Source organism: Micromonospora sp. NPDC048930 (assembly GCF_043197935.1).
Lineage (GTDB): Bacteria > Actinomycetota > Actinomycetes > Mycobacteriales > Micromonosporaceae > Micromonospora.
Map to the genome: position 1 here is coordinate 420,560 of NZ_JBICUB010000006.1, position 25,174 is coordinate 445,733.

22 protein-coding genes are annotated in these 25,174 nt (G+C 71.6%); 11 read left to right on the forward strand and 11 right to left on the reverse strand.

From position 1 onward, the window contains the following. The first annotated feature begins 13 nt into the window (after nt 1-13). The 5 genes from ngcE (at nt 14) to ACGFI9_RS18885 (ending at nt 5,918) form a co-directional block, all read left to right on the forward strand. Complete coding sequence (gene ngcE, locus ACGFI9_RS18865; RefSeq protein ID WP_393179268.1) at nt 14-1,426, forward strand: N-acetylglucosamine/diacetylchitobiose ABC transporter substrate-binding protein; 1,413 nt, start codon at nt 14-16, stop codon at nt 1,424-1,426. 22 nt (nt 1,427-1,448) lie between these two features. Next, nucleotides 1,449-2,390 carry a carbohydrate ABC transporter permease gene (locus tag ACGFI9_RS18870; protein WP_393179270.1) on the forward strand — a complete coding sequence of 314 codons (942 nt, stop codon included), beginning with the start codon at nt 1,449-1,451 and terminating at the stop codon, nt 2,388-2,390. 163 nt (nt 2,391-2,553) lie between these two features. Then, complete coding sequence (locus tag ACGFI9_RS18875) at nt 2,554-3,357, forward strand: carbohydrate ABC transporter permease (RefSeq protein WP_393179391.1); 804 nt, start codon at nt 2,554-2,556, stop codon at nt 3,355-3,357. Nucleotides 3,358-3,438: 81 nt separating this feature from the next. Next, nucleotides 3,439-5,181: a bifunctional 3'-5' exonuclease/DNA polymerase gene (locus tag ACGFI9_RS18880; protein ID WP_393179272.1), complete on the forward strand. Its 1,743-nt coding sequence runs from the start codon at nt 3,439-3,441 to the stop codon at nt 5,179-5,181. 143 nt (nt 5,182-5,324) lie between these two features. Beyond that, on the forward strand, nt 5,325-5,918 hold the full coding sequence (locus tag ACGFI9_RS18885) for an NTP transferase domain-containing protein (RefSeq protein ID WP_393179274.1): 594 nt from the start codon (nt 5,325-5,327) through the stop codon (nt 5,916-5,918). Between the two features lie 20 nt (nt 5,919-5,938). Here the strand turns inward: ACGFI9_RS18885 and sigJ are convergent, their stop codons facing one another. After that, nucleotides 5,939-6,820 (reverse strand): RNA polymerase sigma factor SigJ, encoded by an 882-nt coding sequence (sigJ, locus tag ACGFI9_RS18890; protein WP_393179276.1) that lies wholly within the window; start codon nt 6,818-6,820, stop codon nt 5,939-5,941. A gap of 171 nt (nt 6,821-6,991) precedes the next feature. Between sigJ and ACGFI9_RS18895 the strand changes: the two genes are divergently transcribed. From ACGFI9_RS18895 to ACGFI9_RS18905, 3 genes are read left to right on the forward strand one after another with little or no spacing between them, the layout of a single operon-like run. Beyond that, nucleotides 6,992-8,119, forward strand: a complete 1,128-nt coding sequence (locus tag ACGFI9_RS18895) for an amidohydrolase family protein (RefSeq protein WP_393179278.1) — start codon at nt 6,992-6,994, stop codon at nt 8,117-8,119. Between the two features lie 32 nt (nt 8,120-8,151). Next, nucleotides 8,152-8,487 (forward strand): hypothetical protein, encoded by a 336-nt coding sequence (locus tag ACGFI9_RS18900; protein WP_393179280.1) that lies wholly within the window; start codon nt 8,152-8,154, stop codon nt 8,485-8,487. After that, the gene (locus ACGFI9_RS18905; RefSeq protein WP_393179281.1) at nt 8,475-9,989 is read left to right on the forward strand and encodes a multicopper oxidase family protein; all 1,515 of its coding nucleotides are present in this window, start codon (nt 8,475-8,477) and stop codon (nt 9,987-9,989) included. Before ACGFI9_RS18900 ends, ACGFI9_RS18905 begins: the two co-directional genes overlap by 13 nt. Before the next feature lie 34 nt (nt 9,990-10,023). Here ACGFI9_RS18905 and ACGFI9_RS18910 read toward each other — a convergent pair whose 3' ends face one another. Beyond that, nucleotides 10,024-10,902, reverse strand: a complete 879-nt coding sequence (locus tag ACGFI9_RS18910; RefSeq protein WP_393179283.1) for a LysR family transcriptional regulator — start codon at nt 10,900-10,902, stop codon at nt 10,024-10,026. A gap of 99 nt (nt 10,903-11,001) precedes the next feature. On the opposite strand from ACGFI9_RS18910, the gene ACGFI9_RS18915 reads away from it, so the two are divergent. Continuing rightward, nucleotides 11,002-12,288 carry an MFS transporter gene (locus tag ACGFI9_RS18915; protein WP_393179393.1) on the forward strand — a complete coding sequence of 429 codons (1,287 nt, stop codon included), beginning with the start codon at nt 11,002-11,004 and terminating at the stop codon, nt 12,286-12,288. A 69-nt stretch (nt 12,289-12,357) separates the two neighbouring features. Further along, nucleotides 12,358-13,398: an aminoglycoside phosphotransferase family protein gene (locus ACGFI9_RS18920; protein ID WP_393179285.1), complete on the forward strand. Its 1,041-nt coding sequence runs from the start codon at nt 12,358-12,360 to the stop codon at nt 13,396-13,398. Between the two features lie 3 nt (nt 13,399-13,401). On the opposite strand, the gene ACGFI9_RS18925 is transcribed toward ACGFI9_RS18920, so the two are convergent. The 7 genes from ACGFI9_RS18925 to tnpA all read right to left on the reverse strand — a co-directional run bounded on the left by ACGFI9_RS18925 (nt 13,402) and on the right by tnpA (nt 21,967). After that, complete coding sequence (locus ACGFI9_RS18925) at nt 13,402-14,805, reverse strand: GH1 family beta-glucosidase (RefSeq protein WP_393179286.1); 1,404 nt, start codon at nt 14,803-14,805, stop codon at nt 13,402-13,404. Continuing rightward, on the reverse strand, nt 14,802-17,024 hold the full coding sequence (gene yicI, locus ACGFI9_RS18930; protein ID WP_393179288.1) for an alpha-xylosidase: 2,223 nt from the start codon (nt 17,022-17,024) through the stop codon (nt 14,802-14,804). The genes ACGFI9_RS18925 and yicI overlap by 4 nt, the downstream gene beginning before the upstream one ends. Next, nucleotides 17,021-17,905 carry a carbohydrate ABC transporter permease gene (locus ACGFI9_RS18935; protein WP_393179290.1) on the reverse strand — a complete coding sequence of 295 codons (885 nt, stop codon included), beginning with the start codon at nt 17,903-17,905 and terminating at the stop codon, nt 17,021-17,023. Before ACGFI9_RS18935 ends, yicI begins: the two co-directional genes overlap by 4 nt. Further along, nucleotides 17,905-18,876 carry a carbohydrate ABC transporter permease gene (locus ACGFI9_RS18940; protein WP_393179292.1) on the reverse strand — a complete coding sequence of 324 codons (972 nt, stop codon included), beginning with the start codon at nt 18,874-18,876 and terminating at the stop codon, nt 17,905-17,907. Before ACGFI9_RS18940 ends, ACGFI9_RS18935 begins: the two co-directional genes overlap by 1 nt. 58 nt (nt 18,877-18,934) lie before the next feature. Next, nucleotides 18,935-20,239 (reverse strand): ABC transporter substrate-binding protein, encoded by a 1,305-nt coding sequence (locus tag ACGFI9_RS18945; RefSeq protein ID WP_393179294.1) that lies wholly within the window; start codon nt 20,237-20,239, stop codon nt 18,935-18,937. 36 nt (nt 20,240-20,275) lie between these two features. Then, a complete protein-coding gene (locus ACGFI9_RS18950) occupies nt 20,276-21,391 on the reverse strand; it encodes a LacI family DNA-binding transcriptional regulator (RefSeq protein WP_393179295.1) in 1,116 nt (371 codons plus the stop codon). A 144-nt stretch (nt 21,392-21,535) separates the two neighbouring features. After that, on the reverse strand, nt 21,536-21,967 hold the full coding sequence (tnpA, locus tag ACGFI9_RS18955) for an IS200/IS605 family transposase (RefSeq protein ID WP_393179297.1): 432 nt from the start codon (nt 21,965-21,967) through the stop codon (nt 21,536-21,538). Between the two features lie 23 nt (nt 21,968-21,990). Between tnpA and ACGFI9_RS18960 the strand changes: the two genes are divergently transcribed. Beyond that, nucleotides 21,991-23,139 (forward strand): RNA-guided endonuclease InsQ/TnpB family protein, encoded by a 1,149-nt coding sequence (locus ACGFI9_RS18960; RefSeq protein WP_393179299.1) that lies wholly within the window; start codon nt 21,991-21,993, stop codon nt 23,137-23,139. A gap of 105 nt (nt 23,140-23,244) precedes the next feature. Here the strand turns inward: ACGFI9_RS18960 and ACGFI9_RS18965 are convergent, their stop codons facing one another. Then, on the reverse strand, nt 23,245-24,174 hold the full coding sequence (locus ACGFI9_RS18965; RefSeq protein WP_393179301.1) for an amidohydrolase family protein: 930 nt from the start codon (nt 24,172-24,174) through the stop codon (nt 23,245-23,247). Continuing rightward, on the reverse strand, nt 24,171-24,980 hold the full coding sequence (locus ACGFI9_RS18970) for a metal-dependent hydrolase (protein WP_393179302.1): 810 nt from the start codon (nt 24,978-24,980) through the stop codon (nt 24,171-24,173). The genes ACGFI9_RS18965 and ACGFI9_RS18970 overlap by 4 nt, the downstream gene beginning before the upstream one ends. Between the last annotated feature and the right edge of the window lie 194 nt (nt 24,981-25,174).

Genomic DNA, 25,174 nt, shown 5'->3' on the forward strand with positions numbered 1-25,174 from the left:
AGGAGAGACAGAGATGTCGGTTACCCCCGAGAACCTCGGCGACCTCAGCCGCCGGACCCTGCTCCGGCGGGCCGCCGCGGCCGGCCTCCTCGCCGCTCCGGCGATGGGCCTGCTCAGCGCCTGCGCCGGCAGCGAGCCGGAGAAGTCCGACAACGGCGGCGCGGCCAAGAGCAAGGACAACCCGTTCGGTGTGAAGGACGGCAGCGCCGTCAAGGTGGTCATCTTCAACGGCGGCCTGGGCGACCAGTGGGCCAAGGAAGACAAGGTCGTCTTCAACGCCAAGCACCCGAACATCACGGTCAACATGTCTTCCACCCAGAAGATCAAGACCGAAGAGCAGCCGAAGATGGCGACGCAGCCGAGCGACCTGGTGATGAACTCGGGTGCGGACAGCATGGACCGCAGCACCCTGATCAACGAGGGCGCCATCGAACCGCTCGACGACCTGCTCACCGCGCCCGCCTGGGACAGCGAGGGCACGGTCGCCGACAGCCTGCTGCCGGGCACGGTGGCCGACGGCACGCAGAACGGCAAGTTCTACGTGGTGAACGTCGCCTACACGGTCTGGGGCAACTGGTACAACGCGGCGCTGTTCAAGAAGGAGGGCTGGCAGGCGCCGACGACCTGGGACGAGTTCTTCGCCCTGGCCCCGAAGATCAAGGCGAAGGGCATGGCGCCCTACGTCCACGACGCGGTGCACGGCTACTACCCGCGCTGGGCGCTCATGGCGAGCATCTGGAAGTCGGCCGGCAAGCAGGCCGTCATCGACATCGACAACCTGAAGGACGGCGCCTGGAAGGCCGACGGCATCCTCAAGGCGCTCGAGCCGTGGGAGAAGCTGGTCAAGGACAAGCTGCTCCTGCCCGGCAAGCTCGACCACACCCAGTCGCAGCAGGCCTGGCTCGACGGCAAGGCCGCCTTCATCCAGGTCGGCACCTGGCTGAAGAACGAGATGGCCGCCACCATCCCGCCGGGCTTCGAGCTGACCCTGTCGGACTACTGGAGCAACGCCGGCGACAAGGCGGCGAAGGACGTGTTCGCGTCCTCCGGCGAGGGCTTCGTGGTGCCGAGCAAGGCCCCCAACAAGGAGGCCGCGAAGGAGTTCCTGCGGGCGATCCTGTCCAAGGCCGGTTCGGCCAAGTTCGCCGAGCTGACCAAGTCGCTGGCCTCCACCAAGGGCTCCGGCGACAACGTGCAGGACACCGCGCTGGCGTCCGCCAACGCGCTGATGAAGAACGGGTCCTCGGATCTGATCTCGGTCAAGTTCCCGGACTTCTACGCCGACCTGGACAAGGAGAGCCAGAACCTCTCCGAGGAGCTGATGGCCGGCCGGCTCACCGCGCAGCAGTTCATCGACAAGATGCAGGCGGCTGCGGACAAGGTCGCCAAGGACTCGTCGATCAAGAAGCAGACCCGCACCGCCTGATCCGACGGAGAGAGTGAGTCCAATGCGGCACGGAGTCGCGCGTTTCGTCACGGGCTTCCTGGCCCTGCCCGTCGCGCTGTACCTGTTCTACGTGGTGTGGCCGTTCGCGCAGGCGGCGGGATACTCGCTGACCGACTGGGGCGGCTACTCGGATTCCCAGCGCTTCGTCGGTCTGGACAACTACGTCCGGCTGCTCTCCGACGAGCTGATCCGGAAGGCGTTCTGGCACAACGTGTTCTTCCTGGTCACCGTGCCGCTGTTCACCATCGCGCTGGCCCTGTTCCTCGCGTTCCTGCTCAACGTGGGCGGACGCGAGGACAGGGCCGGCATCCGCGGCGTGTTCGGGTCCAGCATCTACAAGGTCATCTTCTTCTTCCCGCAGGTGCTGTCGCTGGTGGTCATCGCCGTCATGTGGCAGCAGATCTACCGGACCGACGAGCAGGGCCTGATCAACGGCCTGCTCATCAAGATCGGGCTGGTCGACGCGGACAACCCGATCGCCTTCACCGCCGACCCGGAGCCGTTCCTCGGAATCCCCGCGGTGCTGTGGTGGCTGCTGCTCATCGCGGTGTGGAGCGGCGCCGGCTTCTACATGGTGCTCTTCTCGGCGGCCATGCAGTCGATCCCGAAGGACATCTACGAGGCGGCGATCCTCGACGGCGCCGGGCGCTTCCACACCTTCTTCCGGGTCACCCTGCCGCTGCTGCGGGAGACCATCTCGGTCGCCTGGGTCTACCTGGGCTTCATCGCCCTGGACATGTACGCCCTGGTCTTCGTCATGACGCCCAGCCAGGGCGGGCCGAACCACGCCAGCGAGATCTTCGCGTCGGTGCTCAACTTCACCGCGTTCCAGAAGGGCCAGTTCGGCTACGCCTGCGCGATGGGTGTCGCGCTGGCCATCTTCACGATCCTGCTCGCCGCGCTGCAGCTGAGGATCACCCGTCGTGACCGTATCGAGTTCTGAAGGAGGGGCCACGATGAGCACGGCGACGCACGGTCCCATCCGGGCCGACCAGACCACCCCGTCCCGCCCGGCGGCCGTACGACGGGCGGACGCCCGCCGGACCGGGGTGGGCACCCGGATCTTCAACGGCTTCTCCCACCTGTTCCTGGTGGTCTGGGCCGTGATGGTCATCTACCCGCTGCTGTGGGTGGTGATGTCGGCGTTCAAGGACGACTCGGAGGTCATCCGCGAACCGCTCTCGCTGATCCCCAGCGCGCTGCACTGGGACAACTTCTCCCGGGCCTGGACCGACGGCCACCTGGGGTCCTTCTTCCTCAACACGGTGCTGGTGATGGCCGGCAGCGTCACCCTGACCATGCTGCTCGGCTCGATGGCCGCGTACGCGCTGGCCCGTTACGAGTTCCCCGGCAACCGGCTGATCTACTACATGTTCCTCTCCGGGCTGACCCTGCCGATCTACCTGGCCGCGGTGCCGCTGTTCAAGGGCGTGTACAACACCGGCATCAGCTTCCCGCTGCTCGGCCCGAACAAGCACCTCATGCTCATCCTGGTCTACGTGGCCTGGTCGCTGGCCTTCACGGTCTTCTTCATGCACTCGTTCTTCCGGACGCTGCCCGACTCGATCGCCGAGGCGGCCATGGTCGACGGGGCCACGCACACCCGGACCTTCTTCAGCGTGATGCTGCCGATGGCCAAGCCGGGCCTGATCAGCATCGGCATCTTCAACGTGCTCGGCCAGTGGAACCAGTGGTACCTGCCGACCCTGCTCATGCAGTCGGTGTCCGGCGAACCGAAGCACCAGGTGATCGCCCAGGGCCTGATCGAGCTCTCGGTCAACCAGGGCTACAAGTCCGACTGGTCCGGCCTCTTCGCCGGCGTCACCATGGCGATGCTGCCCGTGCTGATCGTGTACATCGTCTTCCAGCGCCAGGTCCAGTCCGGCCTCACCGCCGGCGTCGGCAAGTAACCTGCCCGCGCTCGCCCGCCCGATCGCGCTGATTCACGGAAAGAGTGGCCATCCCACGGGGGATGGCCACTCTTTCCGTGTATGAGGCCCCTCGCCTGGCGCGCGAGGCGGTGCGACGGAGTGTCGGAGGGGCGAGGCAGAATCGCGTTCGTGCTGGTGGCGGTGGTGGCGGACGAGCGGGGCGGGGGAGTGCTGCAAAGCCTCGACCCCGCAGGCCGGCCTGCCGGCCCGGTGGAGCCGGTGGCCGACCTGGCCGCCGCAGTCGCCGCCCGGGAGGCCGCCGACCGGCCCCGGTGGGTGTGGGCCACCGGCGCCACCCTCTACCCGGCGCTGCTGCGCGCCGGCGTCCGGCTGGACCGCTGCCACGACGTGGAGCTGACCGAGGCGTTGCTGCTCGGGCACGCGGGCCGCTGGGGCGAGCCCCGCTCGCTCGCCGCCGCCTGGGCCCGGCTGACCGGCGCGCCGGTCCCGCCGGACCCGGCGCCCCGCCCGCCGGAGCCGCCCGGCCTCGGCCAGGGCGCGCTCTTCGACGCGCCGTCCGGCCCGCCCGGCCCGGGCATCGAGGCGTTGACCCGGGTGTACGCGGACCAGCTCGCCCGGATCGCGGCGACCGAGCACCCCGGCCGGTTCCGGCTGCTGGTGGCCGCCGAGTCGGCCGGCACGCTGATCGCCGCCGAGATGGGGGCGGCCGGCCTGCCCTGGCGGGCCGACGTGCACGACGCGATCCTCGCCGACCTGCTCGGCGAGGCGTCCCCGGTCGGCGGGCCGCCCCGCCGGCTGGCCGAGCTGGCCGCCCGGATCGCCGAGGCCTTCGGCGTACGCCAGGTGCACGCCGACTCCCCGGCGGAGCTGCTGAAGGCGTTCGCGCGGGCCGGCGTGGAGCTGCCCAACACCCGGGCCTGGGTGTTGCGCGGGGTGGAGCACCCGGCGGTGCCGCTGGTCCTGGAATACAAGGAGCTCTACCGAATCTGGACGGCCCACGGCTGGGCGTGGCGGGACGCCTGGGTCTCGGCCGGCCGCTTCCATCCCGAGTACGTGCCCGGCGGGGTGGTCTCCGGCCGCTGGGCCACCCGGGGCGGCGGCGCGTTGCAGATCCCGAAGGTGATCCGGCGCGCGGTGGTGGCCGACCCCGGCTGGACGTTCGTGGTGGCCGACGCGGGGCAGCTCGAACCCCGGGTGCTCGCCGCAGTCTCCGGAGACGCCCGGCTCGCCGCCGCCGGTGGCGCCGGCGACCTCTACGCGGCGCTGGCCCGGGACGCCTTCGGCGGTGACCGGGCCCGCGCCAAGGTGGCCCTGCTCGGCGCCATGTACGGGCAGACCGGCGGCGCGGCCGTGCCCGCCCTGGCCGTGCTGAAACGGAACTACCCGACCGCGTTCGGGTACGTCGAGGCGGCCGCCCGCACCGGCGAGGCGGGCGGGCTGGTGCGGTCGTGGCTGGGGCGTACCTGCCCGCCGGGGTCGATGGGCTTCGCCGACGGGGAGGAGGCGGACCCCGACGCGGACGCGGACCCGCAGGGGCCCCGGGCCCGGGCGGCCCGGTCGCGCGGCCGGTTCACCCGCAACTTCGTCATCCAGGCCACCGCCGCCGAGTGGGCCTCCACGCTGCTGGCCACGCTCCGCACGGCGCTCGCCGGCACCGGGGCGGAGCTGGTCTTCTTCCAGCACGACGAGGTGATCGTGCACTGCCCGGCGGAGCGGGCCGAGGAGGTCGCGGCGGCGGTCACCGCCTCGGGCGCCCGGGCCGCGGCGCTGCTCTTCGGCGACACCCCGGTCCGGTTCCCGCTGGACCTGTCCATCGTCGACTGCTACGCCGACGCGGCATAGCCGCACAATTTTCCGTTTTGCCCCGCTACCCGCTCGCGGGGGCGCTCGTTGGGTCCGTTGTGCGTACGACGGGACGGACCGGGCGCGGCTGCCTGCGGTCCGTCCCCCAGGTCGAGGGGGCACAGCTGAACCGGATCGCAGGAATGATCATCGCCGCTGGTGGGGGCCGTCGGATCGGCGGACCCGAGGCGTTGCTGCACCAGGGGGAGAAGCCCCTGGTGAGCCAGATGATCGACACCATGGGCGAGGCGGGCTGCGAGCAGATCGTGGTCGTGCTGGGCGCGGCGGCCGAGCAGGTCCGCCAGACGACGGACCTGACCGGGGCCACCGTGGTGGTCAACCGGGCGTGGGGGACCGGGGTGGGCTCGTCGATCCGGGCCGGTCTCGCCGCGCTGACCGACGAGGGGATCGAGGCGGTCGTCGTGGTGCCGGTCGACATGCCCGGGCTCACCGCCGCCGCCGTCCGGCGGGTGGCCGCCCTGCCGTACCCGGACGTGCTGGTCTGCGCCACCTACGACGGGCTGCGCGGCTACCCCATGCTCTTCGGCCGCCGGCACTGGTCCGGCATCGCCACCCTGGCCAGCGCCGACGTCGGCGCCCGGCCGTACCTGCTCGCGCACAAGGACCAGATCGTGGACATCTCCTGCGACTCGGTGGCCGACGGCAGCCGGATCGACAGCCCGGAGTTGATGGCGCTCTACGGCCTCAGCATCCCGGAGCAGCGGGTCGGCGCCTGAGCGGAGCGTCACCGGAGGTGTCACCGCACCGCGTCGGGCGGGATCCGCGCCAGCTTGTCCGGGTTGGTGACCGAGTAGACGCCACGCACCTGGTTGCCGTCTGGGGTGAGGTCGAGGACCAGCACGGCCAGCGGCGAGTCGCCGGTTAACACCAGCGCGGACGGGTCACCGTTGACCCGGCGATACCGGACCACGGCAGACTCACCGACGTTCGAGGCGACGGCCACGAGCAGCTGCGCGACGGCAGCGCTGCCGTGCACCGGCCGAAGACTCGTCGCCGGCCCCTTGCCACCGCCGTCCGTCCACAGAGTCACGTCAGGGGCAAGGATTCGCAGCAGTTCCTGCAGGTCACCGCCGAGCGCGGCGTCCACGAAACGCTCCGTCACCGCCTGCTGCACCCGGGCGTCGACGCGGTACCGGGGCCGCCGCGCCCGCACGTGCTCCCGAGCCCGGTGAGCGAGCTGACGCACCGACTCCGGACTGCGGTCGAGCATCTCGGCGATGTCCGTGTACGGATAGCCGAACGCCTCGTGCAGTACGAACACGGCACGCTCGGCCGGGCTCAGCGTCTCCAACACAACCAGCAGCGCCATCGAGGACGATTCGGCACGCGCAACCGGATCCGTCTCGTCGGTCACCACCGGCTCGGGCAGCCACTGGCCGACGTAGGTCTCCCGCCGCCGGCTGAGCGCCGCACGGCGGGCGAGCGCCTGGTTGACCGCGATGCGCACCAGGTACGCGCGCGGGTTGTCGACCCGGCCCCGGTCCGCGGCCGCCCACGACAACCACGTCTCCTGCAGCACGTCGTCGGTGTCGGCGACGCTACCTGACATGTTGTAGACGATGGAGAACAACAGCTCGCGTTGGTCGACGAACGCTTGCGTGGCGGTGTCCTGGTCCATGGGTGCCTCCGATCCCTGTCGCAGGACTGAGAGTGGCCCCGGCGCCCGAAGTGTGACATGCGGGCCGCGACTGTGGTCCACGTCTCGACAGGTCACGCCCGCCGTTCCCGGGCGGCTCTTGATTGTCGCCGGGCGGGAGGTCCCCGACCCGCGCCACACCGGGAGACGACGATGCGAACCCTGATCCGTGACGTTGACGTGTTCGACGGCGAGCACACGACGCGACGCACCAGCGTGCTGATCGATGGCGACCGGATCGCCACCCACGACGACCGGCCCGCCGATGTCGTGGTGGACGGAACGGGCAAGACCCTGCTGCCGGGGCTGATCGACGCGCACACCCACGTCTTCGACGGCAGCCTCGCGCAGGCGCTGACGTTCGGCGTGACCACCGAACTGGACATGTTCTGCCTACCCGCCAACCTGGCCCGGCAACGCGCGTCGGCGGCCGAGCGGGACGACATGGCCGACATCCGCAGCGCCGGCATGCTCGCCACGGCCCCCGGAGGCCACCCGAGCCAGCTCATGGCCGCGCTCGGGGACGCGGCCGCCTTCGGCGACGCCGTCGGCGCGTTCGACACGGTCGCCACCGCCGACCAGGCCCGCGCCTTCGTCGACGCACGGCTCGCCGAAGGCATCGACTACCTGAAGGTCGTGATCGACGACGGCATGGTCCACGGCGCGGACCTGCCGGTGCTCGCGCCCGACGTCGTGGCCGCCCTCGTCGACGCCGCCCACGCCAACGGACTGACGGTGATCGCCCACGCGATCACCTCAGCCGAGGTGGAGGTCGCGCTCAACGCGGGCGTGGACGGCCTCGCACACGTGTGGATCGATCCCGGACCCCGCACCCCCGAGCTCGTCGCACGGATCGCCGCGCACGGCCTGTTCGTGGTCAGCACCCTCGCGTACTTCGAGGTGATCGGCCAGCCGGGGGTCGGCGCGGTCGACCACGCGGCTGCCGACAGCGCGATCCACGCCGTACACACGGCACGGGCCCTGCACCGGGCGGGCGTGCCGCTGCTCGCGGGCACGGACGCCACGCCGTTCGCGCCCGCCCACGGTGCCGCCATGCATCGCGAGCTGGTGCTGCTGACCGAGGCCGGGCTGAGCACCGAGGAGGCGCTGACCGCGGCCACGAGCGTGCCGGCCCGCCATTTCGGGCTGACCGACCGCGGCCGGATCGCGCCGGGCCTGCGCGCCGATCTGGTGCTGGTTGACGGCGACCCCACCCGCGACATCACCGCGATCGGCGCCATCGTCGACGTCTGGCGGCGCGGCGTCCGCCAGGCCCGTTGAACGAACGCGGACCGGCAGCGATGAAGACGTTCATGCGAACGGCCACGACCGCGGTCGCCGCGCTCGTGGCCGCCCAGGTGGTCCTCGCCGGCGGGTTCCTCTCCGGCAACTACGAGGCCCTCGCCGTCCACGCAATCGTCGGCAGCCTGGTGATGATCGCCCTGCTCACCCAACTCATCGCCGCGATCCTGCTGTGGCGCGTCGGCCGGGGGCCGTCCTGGCCGGCGCGCACCAGCGCGATCCAGCTCCTCGTCGGCGGCGCGCTCATCCCGTTGGGAGAGCAGCGGATCCTCGTGGCGCACGTCCCGCTGGCCGTCGGGCTCGCCGTCGGCGTCGCGTTCATGGTGGTGTGGTCATGGCGTCACTGAGCCGACGGCGATTGCTGGGCGCCGGCGCCGCCCTGACGGCCGGCGCCGCAGGTTGGTTAGCCGGTGGGCGATGGCTGACTCCGGGCGAGCCGGGGACACTGCTGCGCAGCCAGGTGCCGCCGCCCGAGCCGTATCGGGTGGCGCTGCCGATCCCGCCAGTGCTGCGACCCGTCCGCACCGACGCCACCACCGACCACTACGAGATCACCCAGCGTGTCGCGACGCTGTCCATCGTGCCCGGTCTCACCACGCAGGCGTGGACCTACGACGGCACGTTCCCCGGCCCGACCCTCGTCGCCCGCTCCGGCCGTAGGGTGGTGGTCCGACACCGCAACGAGCTGCCGGAACCGAGCGTGGTGCACCTGCACGGGGGTCACACGCCCGCGGACAGTGACGGCTATCCGATGGACGTGGTGCTGCCGACCGGCATCGGTCGGCACCACGACCACCACGCGTACCGCGACGTCGCCCACGGATTCCGCGACCACACGTACCCGATGGCGCAGCGGGCGGCGACGCTGTGGTACCACGACCACCGGCACGGTGCGACCGGCCCGGCGGTGTGGCGCGGACTGGCCGGCTTTCACCTCGTCCACGACGACGAGGAGGACGCGCTCGGCCTGCCGTCCGGCGATCGCGACGTCCCTCTCATGATCACCGACCGGTCGTTCGCGGCGGACGGCTCCTTCCACTACCCGGCCTCGATCCACGACAGCCACATGAACGGGCTGCTCGGCGACGTCATCCTCGTCAACGGCGCACCGTGGCCGGTCCTGGAAACCGTGCCGGCCCGATACCGGCTACGGCTGCTCAACGCCTCCAACGCCCGCCGCTACCGCCTGGCACTGGACCCGCCACCGCGCGGCGGCCGCGGGCTCGTCCAGATCGGCGCCGACGGTGGCCTGCTGGCACGGCCCGCACGCCACGACACGATCGACATCGCACCCGCCGAACGCTTCGACGTCGTCGTCGACTTCGCCCGGTACCGGCCCGGCACCCGGGTGCGTCTGGTCAACCGCCTGGGTGCCGGCGCGACGGCCGAGGTGATGCGCTTCGACGTCACGTCAGGCACCGGCCGGGACGAGTCGGTCGTGCCCGAACGGCTCAGCACGATCGACACCCTCAACCCTGGGCAGGCCGTAGCGACCAGGACGTTCCACTTCCAACTCCGCCCCGACCGCGGCTGGACGATCAACGGCCTGCCGTACCGCGCGGGTCGCGCGCTGGCCCGTCCACGCCTCGGCACGACCGAGATCTGGCGGCTCATCAGCGACTTTCACCACCCGGTGCACGTCCACCTCGACCCATTCCAGGTGCTCGGACGTAACAACGGCGCGCCCGGCCCGTACGACCAAGGGTGGAAGGACACCGTGGACCTTCGCCCGTCCGAAGCAGTCGAGATCGCCGTCCGCTTCACTGGCCACGCAGGCACGTTCATGCTGCACTGCCACAACCTGGAACACGAGGACATGGCGATGATGGCCGACTTCACGACCGAGTAACACGACGGCCAGGGGCTCACCCACCGGACAACGGCTACGGCCGGCCACCGGACGCCGGCTCCAGGCCGAGCCGGTCGGCCAGCCCGTCGGCCGCCGGCGCGAGCCCGGGCGGCGGGGGCCGGCGGGTGACCATGAAGAGGGTGAACCGGCTCGGTACCGCCACGGGCGAGACCTGCTCGTCCGGCGCGGCGTAGGCGAGGCCCAGCCCGCGGGGCAGGACGACCGGGCAGCGGAGCAGCCGGCCCATCCGCACCGCGGTCTCGGCGGTCGCGGCCGGCTTCGGGCGGGCACCGAGTGCGGAGAGCCGCCGGTGGAGGGCGTCGGCGGACGCGTCGTAGGTGTGCGCGACCACGTCGAGGCCGGCGAAGGGGCGGCGTCCGTCGCCGAGCCGTACCCCCGGCGGGGTGAGCAGGGCCAGCCGGTCGACGGCGACGGGCGACGCGGTCACCGTGGCCGGTAGCCGCACCTGGTCGGCGATCGTGACGAAGGCGGCGTCCAGCGAACCCTCGCCGACCCACTCGACCAGGCGGTCGCCGTGGTCGGTGACCTGGTGCACCGTGACGTCTCCGAGCAGTTCCACCAGGGCCGGGAACAGCCACGCGGCCAGGCTGGCGAACGTGCCGACGGTGAGCACCTCGCCCCGCGCCGCCGCCCGCGTACGGTCGAAGATCGCCGCCAGGTGCCCGAGCACGTGAGCCGCCTCCGCGGCCAGCGTGCGGCCGGCCGGGGTGGGGCGCGCCCCGGTGGTGTCCCGGTCGAAGAGGCGCTCGCCGATCCGCCGTTCCAGGGCCGCCAACCGGTTGCTCGCCGCCGGCTGGCTGATCCGCAGCTCGCGTCCGGCCGCGCCGAGGGAGCCGTGCCGGACGAGCGCCTCGACGAGCCGGAGATCCTCGACCGAGGGTAGGGAGCTCATACGTGCAGGTTATGAGCGCCGGTGCTGATCCGCCAGCTACCGCCGCATCCGGCCGCAGCAGAGGATCGTGCCGTGACCGCCCGCCGTGACATCGCCGCCATGCTGACCACCACCTTCGTGACCTGGATGGGGCAGCGCACCACCGCCGTCGCGCTGCCCCTCGTCGCGCTCGCCGAGACCGGGTCGACGTGGACCACCGGGCTGGTCGGCGGCGCGGTCGGCCTGCCCGTGCTGACCTCGGCCTGGTGGGCGCGGAGCCTGCGGCAGCGGCTGACCACGGGCCGCTCGCTCGCCGCCGTGCTGGCGGTTCAGGTGCTCGGCCTGCTCGTCGTCCCGGTCGGCGCGGCGGCCGGCACCGTCGGCCCCGTCCACCTGGCCGGCGCCGGGCTCGTCACGGGCTGCGCCACCGCGCTCAGCGGGCCGGGCCAGCGAGCCTTGCTCGCCGACATCTGCGACCGCGCCGGTCCCGGCGTCGCCGCCCGGATGCTGGCCTGGCAGGACTTCGTCCACCGCAGCACGATGATCCTGGCGCCGCCGCTGGCCGGCTGGGCGGTCACCGCCGGCGGCCCGTTCCGGCTGCTGTGGGCGGAGGCGGCCGGCGTCGCGCTCGGCGCGGCCCTGCTGCTGCCCGTACGCGGCACCGCGTCGCCCGGCGTCGCAGGCGACGGCGCGGCCGAGGCCCCCGCCCTGCGGCAGGTGCTGGCCCGGCATCCCGCGATCCTCCGGGCGGTGACCATGTCCGGCGTCGGCGGCCTCACCTGGTTCGCCTTCACTCTCGGCCTGGCCATCCTCGGTGCGGAGACCGGCCGGCCCGGGCTGCTCGTCTCGGCGGGCATGACCGGCTACGGCGCCGGCTCCCTCGCCGGCGCGCTGCTCGCGCCGGTGCTGGTGCCCCGGCTGCCGCCGCTGGGCACGATGGCGACCGGTTGGATCCTGCTCGGCGCGACCTTCGCCGCGCTGCCCGCCGGCACCGCGTCACTCGCGGCGACCGGCTGCCTGGCCGCGGTCGGCGGCTTCGCCATGCCCCTCGGGATCGGCGCGGTCAACCGCCTGATCAGCACGCGTACCGAGGGTGCGGAACGCCGGGCCGCCTTCGCCGCGGAGAGCCTGGCGCACGACGGCGCCGTCTCGGTCGGCCTGCTCACCGGAGGCGCGGTGATCGGCCTGGCCGGCGCGGCTCCGACGCTGGTCGTCGCGGGTGCCGCCCAGATCGCCGTCGGGCTGCTCGCGGGCCCCTGGCTGATCCCGGTCCGGGCTCGCGGCCCGGCCCGGGCCCTGCGCGGCACGACCTCCGACGCGCCCCGGCAACCCATCCGGCAGGGCGACGGCGGGTCGGCCGGCGCCCGGCCCGCCGACCGGGCGGTCCACGAACCCGTGGCCCGGTGACGGAACCGGCGATGCCCGAGCGGGTCGTCGCCGTTCCCGGTGGCGGCCCCGGCCGGTACGCTGCCCGCGATGACCCGCCCTCCGCTCGATCTCGTCCCCGCCGAGGTGCCGGCGTACCCCTTGACCCACAACCCGCTCAACGGGGTGACCGGCGGCATCTGGCGGACCCGCCGGGACGGCCGTCCGGCGGTGCTCAAGCTGATCGCGCCGCCCGGTGGCGGCGCCGGCCCGGCGCACTGGGCGGCGAGCGCCGATCCGGGCCACTGGAACTACTGGCGGCGCGAGGTCGAGGCGTACCACAGTGGGCTGGCCACCACCGCCTGGGCCGGCGCGGGCCTGGCCGCGCCGGAGGTGCTGGCCATCGAGGAGCGGCCGGACGGCACGGTCGCGCTCTGGCTGGCCGACCTGGACGGCCGGCCGGGGACGGCGGGCTCCGTGGCCGACCTCGCCGACCTGGCTCGCCGGCTCGGTGCCGCGCACGCCGACTGGCTGGACCGGACCGGCGAGCTGTCCCGTCACGACTGGCTGGCCCGGGACTGGCTGCGCGACTACACCCTCAGCCGTCCGGTGGCCGAGCCGGTGCCGTGGGACCACCCTGTCGCGGTGGCGGCCTGGCCGGCAGCGCTGCGGGCGGGACTGCGCCGGCTGTGGGAGCGGCGGCACGCGGTGCTGGCGGCCACCGACCGGCTCCCGCGTACGCTCTGCCACCACGACGTCTGGCCGCCGAACGTGGTGTTCACCGACGGCGGGCCGGTGCTGCTGGACTGGTCCTTCGTGGGCCCCGGCCCGATCGGGGAGGACGCGGCCAATCTGGTGCTGGACACCTTCTTCGACGGCCTGGTCGACGTCGCGCTCCTGCCCGAGGTCGCCGACGCGGTGCTCGCCGGGTACGTCGACGGGCTGCGTGACGCGGTGGATCCCGCGCTGGCCGCCCGCGCGGTCAAGCTCACCGGCGCGGCCAAGTACTTCTGGCTCGCGCCGGTGATGCTCAACCGGGCCGGCGGCGCCACCGGCCAGACCTACGACCGGCGCGACGAGGCGGCGATGTTCGCCGGCCGCCGCCCGGTGCTGGAGCTGCTCGCCCGCTGGGCGGACGAGCAGCTGTCCTGACCGTCAGGCGTCCGGCAACTGGTTCGTGGTGGCCAGCCGGCGGTACCAGTGGGCGCTGTCCTTCCAGGTGCGGGCCAGGGTGTCGTATTCGACGCGGATGATGCCGAACCGCCGGTCGTAGCCGTACGCCCACTCGAAGTTGTCCATCAGCGACCAGACGAAGTACCCCCGGACGTCGGCCCCGCGCGCGATCGCGTCGCCGACCGCGCCGATGTGCCGGCGCAGGTAGTCCACCCGCCGGTCGTCGTGGACCGCGCCGTCCGGGGCGACCACGTCGTCGAACGCCGCGCCGTTCTCCGTGATCATCAACGGCTGGTCGGGGTACTCCCGGTGCAGCCGCAGCAGCAGCTCGGTCATGCCGCCCGGGTCGATGTTCCAGCCCATCGCGGTGTGCGGGCCGGGCTGGGGCAGGAAGTCCACGTCCTCGGCGCCCACCCAGGGCGTGTGGGCCGAGTCGCCGTGCCCGTCCGCGTCCGACCGGGGCGACACCCCGTCCCAGGCGCGGACCAGCGTGCTGGAGTAGTAGTTCACCCCGAGCACGTCCAGCGGCACCGCGGCGGTCCGCTCGTCGCCGTCGCGCACGAACGACCAGTCGGTGACCGCCGCGGTGTCGGTGAGCAGGTCCTGCGGGTACGCCCCGTCCAGCATCGGCCCGAGGAACGCCCGGTTGGCGAGCGCGTCGATCCGGCGTACCGCGTCGTTGTCGGCGGCCGAGTCCGACGCCGGCCGGATCACGTGCAGGTTCAGCGTGACCGAGAGCCGCGCCGCCGGGGCGAGGTCCCGGATCACCCGGCCGGCCAGGCCGTGCGCCAGGTTCAGGTGGTGCACGGCGGCCAGCGCCGCGGCCGGCTCGGTACGCCCCGGCGCGTGCACCCCGGAGGCGTAGCCCAGGTACGCCGAGCACCACGGCTCGTTGAGCGTGGTCCAGGTGTGCACCCGGTCGCCGAGCGCCCCCACGATGCCGGCGGCGTAGTCGGCGAACCGCAACGCGGTGTCCCGCGCCGGCCAGCCACCCGCGTCCTCCAGTTCCTGCGGCAGGTCCCAGTGGTAGAGCGTGGCCACCGGCTGGATGCCGAGCTCCAGCAGCCGGTCCACCAGCCGGGCGTAGAAGTCCACCCCCACCTGGTTGAGCGCGCCCGAGCCGCCCGGCTGCACCCGAGGCCAGGAGATCGAGAACCGGTACGCGCCGAGCCCGAGCGCGGCGACCTGCTCCAGGTCCTCGGCCCAGCGGTGATAGTGGTCGGCCGCCACGTCACCGGTGTCCCCGTTCAGGGTGCGGCCGGGCGTGTGGCTGTAGGTGTCCCAGATGGACGGCCCCCGGCCGCCCTCCTTCGCCGCGCCCTCGATCTGGTACGCCGCCGTCGCGGACCCCCAGACGAAGCCCTCCGGAAACCGGAACCCGCTCACTCCGCCACCTCCACCACGTAACTCGACGATGCGCCCGCCACCAGCTCGACGCCGGCCGTCCCGTTCGCGTACCGGACCTCGAACTCGGCCCCGGCGCCGCCGTCCGGCGCGGGCACACGGACCCGGGTCCGCTGCCCCTCCACCGGCGCGAACAGTCGCAGCCGGACCCCGTCGGCCCAGGCGTAGTCCGGCCGGTCGTGGACGGCGCCGAACGGGATGACCGCGCCGGGCCGGGCGAGCACCGGCACGCTGTCGAAGTCGTGCTTCTCGGTGACCCAACCCGGGCCGGTGACCTGCGCGCCGGTGACCAGGTGGGTCCAGGTGCCGGCCGGCACGTAGTAGGTCACCTGCCCGTCGGCGCTCATCACCGGCGCCACCAGCACGTCCGGGCCGAGCATGTACTGCCGGTCCAGGTACGGGGCGGTCGGGTCGTCCGGGAAGTCCAGGATCATCGGCCGCATCATCGGCACCCCGTCCCGGTGCGCCTCCTCGGCCGCCGCCGCCAGGTACGGCATCAGCCGCAGCTTGAGCCGGGTGAAGCGGCGCAGCACGTCCACGGCCTCGTCGTCGTACGCCCACGGCACCCGGTACGACCCGGAGCCGTGCAGCCGGGAGTGGGAGGAGAGCAGCCCGAAGGCGATCCACCGCTTGAACACCGCCGGATCCGGGGTGCCCTCGAAGCCGCCGATGTCGTGGCTCCAGTACCCGAAGCCGGACGCGGCCAGCGACAGCCCGCCCCGCAGCGACTCGGCCATCGCGACGAAGGTGGACTCGCAGTCGCCGCCCCAGTGCACCGGGAACTGCTGCCCGCCCGCCGTGGCCGACCGTGCGAACAGGACCGCCTCGCCCTCGCCGCGCTCGGCCTCCAGCAACTCGAAGACGGTCCGGTTGTAGAGGTACGCGTAGTAGTTGTGCATCCGCTGCGGGTCGGCGCCGTCGTGCCACACCACGTCGGTCGGGATGCGCTCGCCGAAGTCGGTCTTGAAGCAGTCGACGCCCATGTCGAGCAGCACCTTGAGCTTGCCGGCGAACCACCGGGCCGCGTCCGGGTTGGTGAAGTCGACCAGCGCCATGCCGGCCTGCCACTTGTCCCACTGCCAGACCGAGCCGTCCGGGTTGCGGACCAGGTAACCGGCCCGCCGGCCCTCCTCGAACAGGTACGACCGCTGGGCGATGTACGGGTTGATCCAGACACAGACCTTCAGGCCGCGCTCGTGCAGCCGGCGCAGCATGCCCTCCGGGTCGGGGAAGGTCTCCGGGTCCCAGACGAAGTCGACCCAGTGGAACTGCCGCATCCAGAAGCAGTCGAAGTGGAACACCGACAGCGGCAGGTCCCGCTCCGCCATCCCGTCGATGAACTCGGTCACCGTCTTCTCGTCGTACTGGGTGGTGAACGAGGTGGACAGCCACAGCCCGTACGACCAGGCCGGCACCCGCGCCGGGCGACCGGTCAACGCCGTGTACCGGCGCAGCACGTCCTTCGGGGTGGGGCCGTCGATCACGTGGTACGTCAGCGACTGACCCGCCACGCTGAACTGGGTCTGCGACACCACCTCCGAGCCCACCTCGAAGGAGACCAGCTCGGGATGGTCCACGAAGACCCCGTACCCGGCGCTGCTGAGGTAGAACGGCACGTTCTTGTACGCCTGCTCGCTGGCCGTACCGCCGTCGGCGTTCCAGATGTCCACGGTCTGGCCGTTCTTGACGTACGGGCCGAACCGCTCGCCGAGGCCGTGGATCGTCTCGCCGACGCCCAGCGCCAGCCGCTCGTGCACGTACTTGCGGCCCTCGGCGTCCGTGACGATGCCGATGCTGCGCTCGGTGGAGGAGGTGACCAGCCGGTCGCCGCGGAGGAAGTCGACCCGCCAGGGCCCGACCAGCGCGACCCGCGCGGTGAGCTCACCCGTGGTGAGCCGCGCGGTGACCCCGGTGACCTCCACGTGTACGGGATGGTCGCCGGACTCGGCCAGGGCGAACCGGGGCTCCCGGGGCAGCCCGCCGGAGTGGTGGCCGATGGTCACCCCGATCACGCCGGGCGCGGGGGAGAAGAACCGCACGGTGACCACCGGCCGGTTGAGGGTGTCGCCGCGCCCGGTGATCCGGCCGGTGGGCGCGAACACGGTGAACCCGCGCTCGTCCGGCTCCACCGACTCGACCGTGCCGGGGCGCAGCACGCTGACCCCGGGCCGCAGTTGCCAGTACCCGTCGGTGAACTTCACTTCTCGGCTCCCGCCGTGATGCCGCGCGCCAGGGTGCGCTGGAAGATGAGGAAGAACAGGATCGCCGGGACGAGGCTGAGCAGCGAGCCGGCGTTGGTGGTCGGGGCGTCCATCAGCCGGTCGCCCTGCAACGAGGCGAGCGCGACCGGGACGGTCTGGGTCTGGTTGTCGATGAGCATGACCAGGGGGATGAGGAACTCGTTCCAGGTCCAGATGAAGAAGAAGACGAGCAGCACCGAGAGGGTGGGGCGCAGGTTGGGCAGCACCACCCGCCACAGGATCCGCCACTTGCCGGCGCCGTCCAGCGCCGCCGCCTCCAGCAGCGGGCGGGGGAAGGTGCCGAGCACCGAGGCGAGCAGGTACGTGCCGAACGCGCTCTGGATGACCGTGAAGATGATGATCACGGCGAGTCGGGTGTTGTAGAGCCCCGCCTCCTTGGCGAAGTGGTAGAGCGGGTAGATCAGCGACTCCTGCGGGAGCATGTTGGCCAGCAGGAAGAGGCCGATGATCCAGAGCCGGCCGCGGACCCGGCCGACGCCCAGCGCGTACGCGTTCAGCAGCGACACGACCACCGCGAGCACCGCGACCGAGCCGGAGATGAGGATCGAGTTCCACAGCTTCACCGGGAAGTCGACCTGCTCCCAGTACGTCCGCAGGCCCTTCGTGTAGAACTCGGACGGCCAGCTCAGCGGGCCGTTGGTCGAGTAGTCGCCGGGCGACTTGAAGGCGTTGAGCAGCATGAACGCGAACGGGATCAGCATCGCCAGCGCCGCCGCGGTGACCAGTGCCAGCACGATCCACCGGGTGGCGCCGCGGTGGTGCCGGTCCGGGACCCGCCGGGTGCGGCCGGCGCCGGCCGGCGGCGTGAGCGGGACGGCCATCAGAATCCCCCGTCCCGCCGCTCGGCCCGGTTCTGCGCCCGGATGAACAGCACGCTCACCACGACGATGATCAGCGTGAGCACCATCGAGATCGCCGAGCCGTAGCCGACGTGCAGCTTCTTGAAGAACGTGTAGTAGGCGAAGTAGGACGGGACGTTGGTGGCGTTCTCCGGGCCGCCCCGGGTCAGCGCGTAGATCGGCCCGAACACCTTCATCGCGGCGATGGTGCAGGTCAGCCCGACCACGAAGGTCTCCGGCCGGATCTGCGGCAGGGTGATCGCCCGGAACCGGCGCCACCAGCCGGCGCCGTCGATCTCCGCCGCCTCGTAGAGTTCCGGGTCCACCCGCTCCAGCGCCGCCATGAAGACGACCACCGGGTAGCCGATCTGCACCCAGATCATCACCGCCATGACCACGGGCAGGGCGGTGTCCGGGTCACCGAGCCAGTCGTGGCGCAGCGAGCCGAGCCCCACCGCGTCGAGCAGCCCGTTGAACGCGCCGTCGGGCCGCAGGATCCAACCCCAGACGATGCCGGCCACCACGACCGGGAGCACCTGCGGCAGGTAGAACGCGGCCCGCAGGGCGGCGGCGGTGCGCGGCCGGAACCGGCGGCCGATGGTGTCGAACAACACCGCGGCGAGCACCAGCCCGACCAGGGTGGGCAGCACCACCATCGCGACGATCATCGCCAGGGTGTTGCGGAACGAAGTCCAGAACACCTCGTCGTCCAGCAGGTTCCGGTAGTTCTCCAGGCCGATGAAGGTGGGGTCGCCGACGCCCGACCACCGGGTGAGGGAGAGGTAGCCGGTGTAGACCAGAGGTCCGCCGATGACCAGCAGGAACAGCACCGCGCCGGGCAGCAGGTAGAGCCAGTACGCGGCGTCGGGGCGGGACGGGCGGCGGCGGGGTCCGGCCGCCGGTTTCGGGGATGCCGTGGTCGCCCCGGCGACCACGGTGTCGGGCACTGCCATGGGGGTCCTTCCGGGGCGGGGCAGGCCCCCGTCTGCTGGCGCGCCTGCCCCGCCGTCGTCAGTTGCGCTTGATCTCCGCGACGCCGTCCTGGTAGGGCTTGGCGATCGCGTCGAGCACCTGCTCGGGCGACTTGGACTGGTTGATCAGCCCTTGGAAGCCGGAGACGAGGACGTCGTAGTAGCCGGGCACGGGCCAGTCGGGGTAGAAGGCCAGCCCGTCCTGCGCGCTGATCGTGTTGAAGTTCTCGATCAGCTTCCGGTCCTTCGGGTCGCTGATCTTCGCCGGGTCACCCACGACCGGTACGCCGCCGTTGTTGCCGATCAGCGCCTGGACCTCCGGGCGCATGGTGATGTCGATGAAGTCGTACGCCAGGTCCTTGGCCTTGCTGGTGGCCGGGACCACCCAGAGGTTGCCCGACGAGCCGGCGTTCAGGGTGTTGCCCGGGAAGAGGAAGGTGTCCCAGTTGAACTTGATCTCGCTCTTGAACCGGCCGTACCACCAGCTGCCGGAGACGATCATCGGCGTCTTGCCGGCGATGAACGCGGTGCCCATGTCCTCCGCCTTCGCGCTAGCCGCGTTCTTCGACACGTAGCCCTTGCGCACCCACTCGGCGAAGGTCTCGGCGCCGTACTTCAGCGGGTCGGCGTGGAAGTCGACCGGGTTCTTGTAGAGCTGGTAGTTGTCCACGAACGCCCGGTCGGCCTTGGCCAGGGCGAGCTGGTAGAAGAGCTGCCCGGCCGGGTACTCGGCGCCGGCGGTGCCCAGCGGGGTGACGCCCTTGCCGACGAAGGTGTCCATCGCCCGGGTCATCTCGTCGAGCGTGGTGGGCACCTTGACGCCGTACTTCGCGAACAGGTCCTTGTTGTAGTAGACCATCACGTACTCGCCGTAATTGGGCACGCCGAACCAGTTGCCCGAGCCCATCACGCCCTTGTCGTCGTACCGGGCGGTGGTCTGCAGGCTGGGGCTCAGCGCCTTGTCCCAGCCCCGCTTGGTGGCCTGGTCGGTGAGGTCGGTGAGCAGGCCCTGCGAGGAGAGCAGGCCGGCGGTGGCGTTGCCCTTGTTGTACTCCATCACGTCCGGACCCTCGGACGAGTTGATGATCATGCCGGCGTTCTGCTGGATCTGCTCGAACGCCTTGCGCTCGAAGCGCACCTCCACGCCGGGGTGCTCCTGCTTGAAGATCTCGATCGCCTTGTCCCAGGCGACGCCCATCGCGCTGTTCGCGCTCTCGTAGTGCCACAGCTTGAGGGTCTTGGCCCCGCCGCCGTCCCCGCCGTCGTCGCTGCCGCAGGCTGTCACGTTGGTCGCCGCGAGCGCGGCCAGCACGGCCACGGCGGCGACTCTCCGGAGTCGCTGCATTGCTAATCTCCTTGGTGAGTATCGAGCCGGTACTCCCTAGGCCCGTCGTCGCGTGGCAGCGCGGCGGCGGGCTGCTTCGTCGGTACGTGCCGGTGCCGGCCTGGCAGGGCCGGCGCCGGTGGTGCTGTCGCCGCCCGCCGTGCGGGGCGGCCCGCTCGAACCGCGCACCTCCAGCGCGCAGGGCAGCAGTTGCTGGTGGATCTCGCCGCTGTCGGTGTCGAGGTGCCGCAGCAGCGTCTCGACCGCGGTCCGGCCCAGCGCCGAACCGGGTGAGGTCATCGTGGTCAGCGCCGGGGTCGCCAGCTCGGCCACCTGCGGCGAGGTGACCATCGAGACGACCGAGACGTCCCCGGGCACGGTCAGGCCGCGGCCGGCCAGTTCGCCGAGGATGCCGAAGACGGCGTTCTCGTTCATGGCCAGCACCGCGGTCAGGTCGGGGGCCCGGGTGAAGGCGGTGGTCAGCGCCGCCCGCCCGCCGGCCGCGCTGTCCTCGGCGGGGATCATCAGCGGGTCCAGGCCGTGCGCGGCCATGGCCGCCGCGAAGGCGTCCCGGGTACGCAGCGCCGGGCCGTAGCCGGCCGCGATGGCCGCGGCGGAGTGGTTGACGTAGACGATCCGGCGGTGCCCGAGGCCGACCAGGTGATCGACGGCGTCGCGCACCGTCCGGTCGAAGTCGATGTCGACGTACGACAGGCCGGCGGGGTCCTCGGTGCGACCGATGAGCGCCAGCGGCACGCCGACCTCCCGCAGGACGGCCACCCGGGGATCGGCCAGCTGCACCTCCATCAGCAGCGCGCCGTCGAGCATCCGCTGGCTGGCCAGCCGGCGCAGCTCGTCGAGGTCGTTGACGCCGACCGGGGAGAGGACCAGGTGGTAGCCGGCGGCGCTGGCCGCGGCGGCCGCGCCGGTGACGAAGGCGGTCTCGGTGGCGCCGAGACCCCGCTCGTCCATCGGCAGCAGCAGGCCGAGGATGCGGCTGCGCCGGCTGGCCAGGCCGCGGGCCATCGCGTTGGGTTGGTAGTCCAGCTCGGCCATGGCCGCGAGCACCTTGTCCCGGGTCGCCTGGGAGATCGGCCGGGCGCCGGTGAGCACGTACGACACGGTGCTGACCGACACCCGGGCGAGGCGGGCGACGTCCTGCATGGTGGCCATCCCGCACCTCCTCCGGTGGCGGCCGGGCGGTCGCCCGGGGATCGTCGAAGCGCTTCGACGAAGCGTTTCGACAGACGGTAGGTCACGTGTTACACGCGCGTCAACATGAGTTAGCGAGGAACTTCAGGGCCGGGAAGGATCGCGTCATGAGCCGGGACGTTTCTGGTTTCCGATGTACTCGCGGATGGCGGCGAGGGGTGCCCCACCGCATGATTCGGCGAAGTATGACGGCGACCATAGGTGGCCGTGCGTGATGTGCGGGTTGATCCGGTCGGTGAATTTCTGCCGCAGGTAGTGCGTGGAGACGCCTTTGAGTCGGTTGACCAGGGTGGAGATCGGCAGTTTCGGTGGGTAGTGGACGAGCAGGTGGACGTGGTCGTGTTCGCCGTTGAACTCCCGTAGTTGCGCGCCGAGTTTGTCGCACACGTCGGCCATGATTTGCCTACACCGGGTGAGCATGGCGTCGTTGAGCACGTCCCGCCGGTATTTGGTGACGAAGACAAGGTGGACGTGCAGGTTGTGGATGACAGTGCGGCCGCGGCGAACGTCTGGGTCTGGGCCCCATCTAGGTGACATAGATAGACGCTAGGCTGTGGACGGTGAAGATCGTCGTGCAGGTACGCCTGTTCCCTGATGCTGGCCAGGAGGCGGCGTTGCGGGACACGTTGAGCCTGTGCAACGAGGCGGCGAACGTGGTCTCTGGCGAGGCTTATCGGGCGCGGGTGTTCGGCAAGCAGGCGTTGCAGCGGCTCACCTACGGGCGGTTGAAGGCGATGGGGTTGTCGGCTCAGCCGGCGATCCATGTCGCCCGTAAGGTCGCTGGTGGGTACGCCACCCTGAAGGCCAATATTCGCGCCGGTAACCTCGGCAAGCCCGGGTCGAAACGCCGCCGCAAGGCCGAGGCGAAGCCGATCGTGTTTCGCCGCGACGCCGCGCAGCCGTTCGATGACAGGTGCCTGTCCTGGCAGCTCGCCGACCGCACGGTGTCGATCTGGGCCGTCGGTGGCCGGTTGACCCGAGTTCGGTTCGGCTGCTCAGAGCAGCAGTACGCCACCCTGGCGGCGCACCGGCGGGGCGAGTCCGACCTGGTGTGCCGCGACGGCAAATGGTTCCTGTACGCCACGTGCGACATCCCTGATGTCGAGGTGAAGCAGCCTGACGGGTTCCTCGGCGTTGACCTGGGCATCGCGAACATCGCCACCACCAACGACAGCACCCGACACAGCGGCAAGGGCCTGAACCGGGTCCGTCACCGTAACCAGCGGCTGCGGGCCAAACTCCAGCGCATCGGCACCAAATCGGCCAAGCGGCTCCTGAAGGCCCGCCGCCGTAAGGAAGCCCGATTCGCGGCCGACATCAACCATCGCATCGCCAAGCAGATCGTGACCGAGGCCGAACGCACCGGCCGCGGTATCGCCCTGGAAAACCTCACGGGCATCCGCGACCGGGTACGGCTCCGACGGCCCCAGCGGGTCACACTGCACTCGTGGGCGTTCCACCAACTCGGCCAGTTCATCGCCTACAAAGCGACACGGTCCGGGATAGCTCTCGTTCACGTGGACCCGGCGTACACCTCGCAGGGCTGCTCCACCTGCGGGCACATCGCCAAAGCCAACCGCCCCAACCAGACCACCTTCCGATGCACGTCCTGCGGCTTCGCTGAGCACGCCGACGTGAACGCAGCCCGCAACATCGCCACACGCGGTGCCACGGACTGGGCAGCAGTCAGCCTGCCAAACGCGGCGTGACCGATGCAGCCAGCACCGAACACGATCCGCAACCTCGGCCCCTTCAAGGCCAAGAAGCTGACTAGGCGGTGACGGAACGCGTCGGGCCTGGTCGGTGGCCCGCGCTCAGTCTGCCGTGAGGCCGAACAGGGTGGCGGCGTTGCCCCAGCAGACCGCGCGCAGCCAGTCGTCGCCCAGGTCGAGCCGGGCCAGCCCGGCGAGCTGCTCCGCGTACGGGTAGGGGATGTTCGGGAAGTCGCTGCCGAGCAGCACCTTGCCAGCCAGCCCCAGCTCCCGCAGCCGCGGCAGCTCCGCCGCCGGGAGGGGCGCTGCGTGGTCGAAGAACGAGGTGAACACCATGGTGGTGTCCAGCCGGACCCGCTCGTACGCCGAGGCCAGGTCGAGGAACGCGGCGTAGTCCGGGGCGCCCAGGTGCGCCACGATCGCGGCCAACCCGGGGTGCCGGGCGAGCAGCGCGGCGAACGGCCCCGGCCCGGTGTGGGCGGTGCCCACCGGGGCGTGCCCGGCGTGCACCACCACCGGCACGCCGGCGTCGGCCAGCAGTCCCCACACGGCGTCCAGCGCCGGGTCGGTCGGCAGGAAGCCGCCCACCTGCAGGTGCACCTTGAACACCCGTGCGCCGGCCCCCAGCGCCTTGGCGACGTAGCGCTCGGCCCCCGGCTCCGGGAAGAACGTGGCCGAGGGCAGGCAGCCGGGGGTACGCGCCGCGAACTCCAACGTCCACCGGTTCAACGACTCCGCCATCTCCGGCCGGTGCGGGTACGCCAGCGCGGTGAACGCCCGCACGCCGAGCCGGCGCAGGTGCGCCACCCGCGCGTCGTCGTCCCACCGGTACCGGATCGGCCACTCCCGGCCGACGAGCGGACCGGCCGAGTCGAAGTACGCCCACACCTTGTGCAGCAGGCGCGGCGGCAGGAAGTGGGTGTGCACGTCGGCGAGCCCGGGCAGCCCCAGCCGCCGCCAGAACCCGGGCACCGCCGCGTCCTCGGCCGGCGGCCGGTTCTGTTCCGCCGGCCCGTGTCGAGCGTCTCTCACATCTCGATGTTGAACCGGTGCAGCACCGACGGTGCGACCAGCCCCACCGCGGCGAGCACCGCGAGGACGGTCAGCGCCGCCCGCAGCACGATCGTCTCGGCCTTGCTCCCGGTGCGCAGCGCGATGCTGTTGGGCAGGCCGACCATCGTCCACATCCGCCGTTTGATCGGGATGGGCCAGAGGATCGGCACCCCCGCCCGGGTGATCATGTCGCCGAGGATGTGCACGAAACAGCCCACCCCGACGGCCATGCCGATCAGCGGGTAGCCCCGGTCGCCGGGGAGGTTCGCGGCGGTGTACCAGGCGGCGGCGGCCGAGGCCAGGGTGACGATCACCCAGCCGGCCCGTTCGGCCCACTCGTCGAAGAGCCCGCGCAGCGCCAGCCCGATCATGAAGAACAGGATGCTGACCACCGCCCACTTGCCGTAGTGGGCGCAGAGCGCGGTGGTGCCCCAGCCGACCAGGAGGGTGAACGGGATGGTGTGGGTCAGCGTCCGGTGGCCGTTGTTGCGGCGCGGGTCCTTGCTCAGCTTGGTCGCGTAGTAGACGCCGAGCGAGATCTTCTCCATCACCTCGGCGAGGAAGAGGCTGAACACCCCGAACGTCCGCGCCACGGTGGCCCCGCCCTGGTTGCGGGTCACCTTGCCGGACAGGTCGAGGTCGGGGAAGAGTGCCCCGCCCGCGCAGACCGCGGTGCCCACCGCCAGCGCCAGCGGCGTCTGGTGGTAGTCGGCGAACTGGTCCAACGCCCAGGAGCCGGTCAGCCACACCGCCGCGCCGGAGAGCGCGTGGGACGGTCCCATCATGTCGACTCGCCCTTCCCCAGAGATCTTGATCGACAAAACTACGTCACTGTAGTCAAGCCTTCGGGTCGCGGGGCATCACCCGGACGGTCCACTGGGGAGACGGATGGGACCGGTCCGCCGGGTGCCGCCGGATCACCAGGGAGTATGTCGGTTCGTACCGGCGCGTCGGACATTTCTGTCGGGCTTGAGACGCC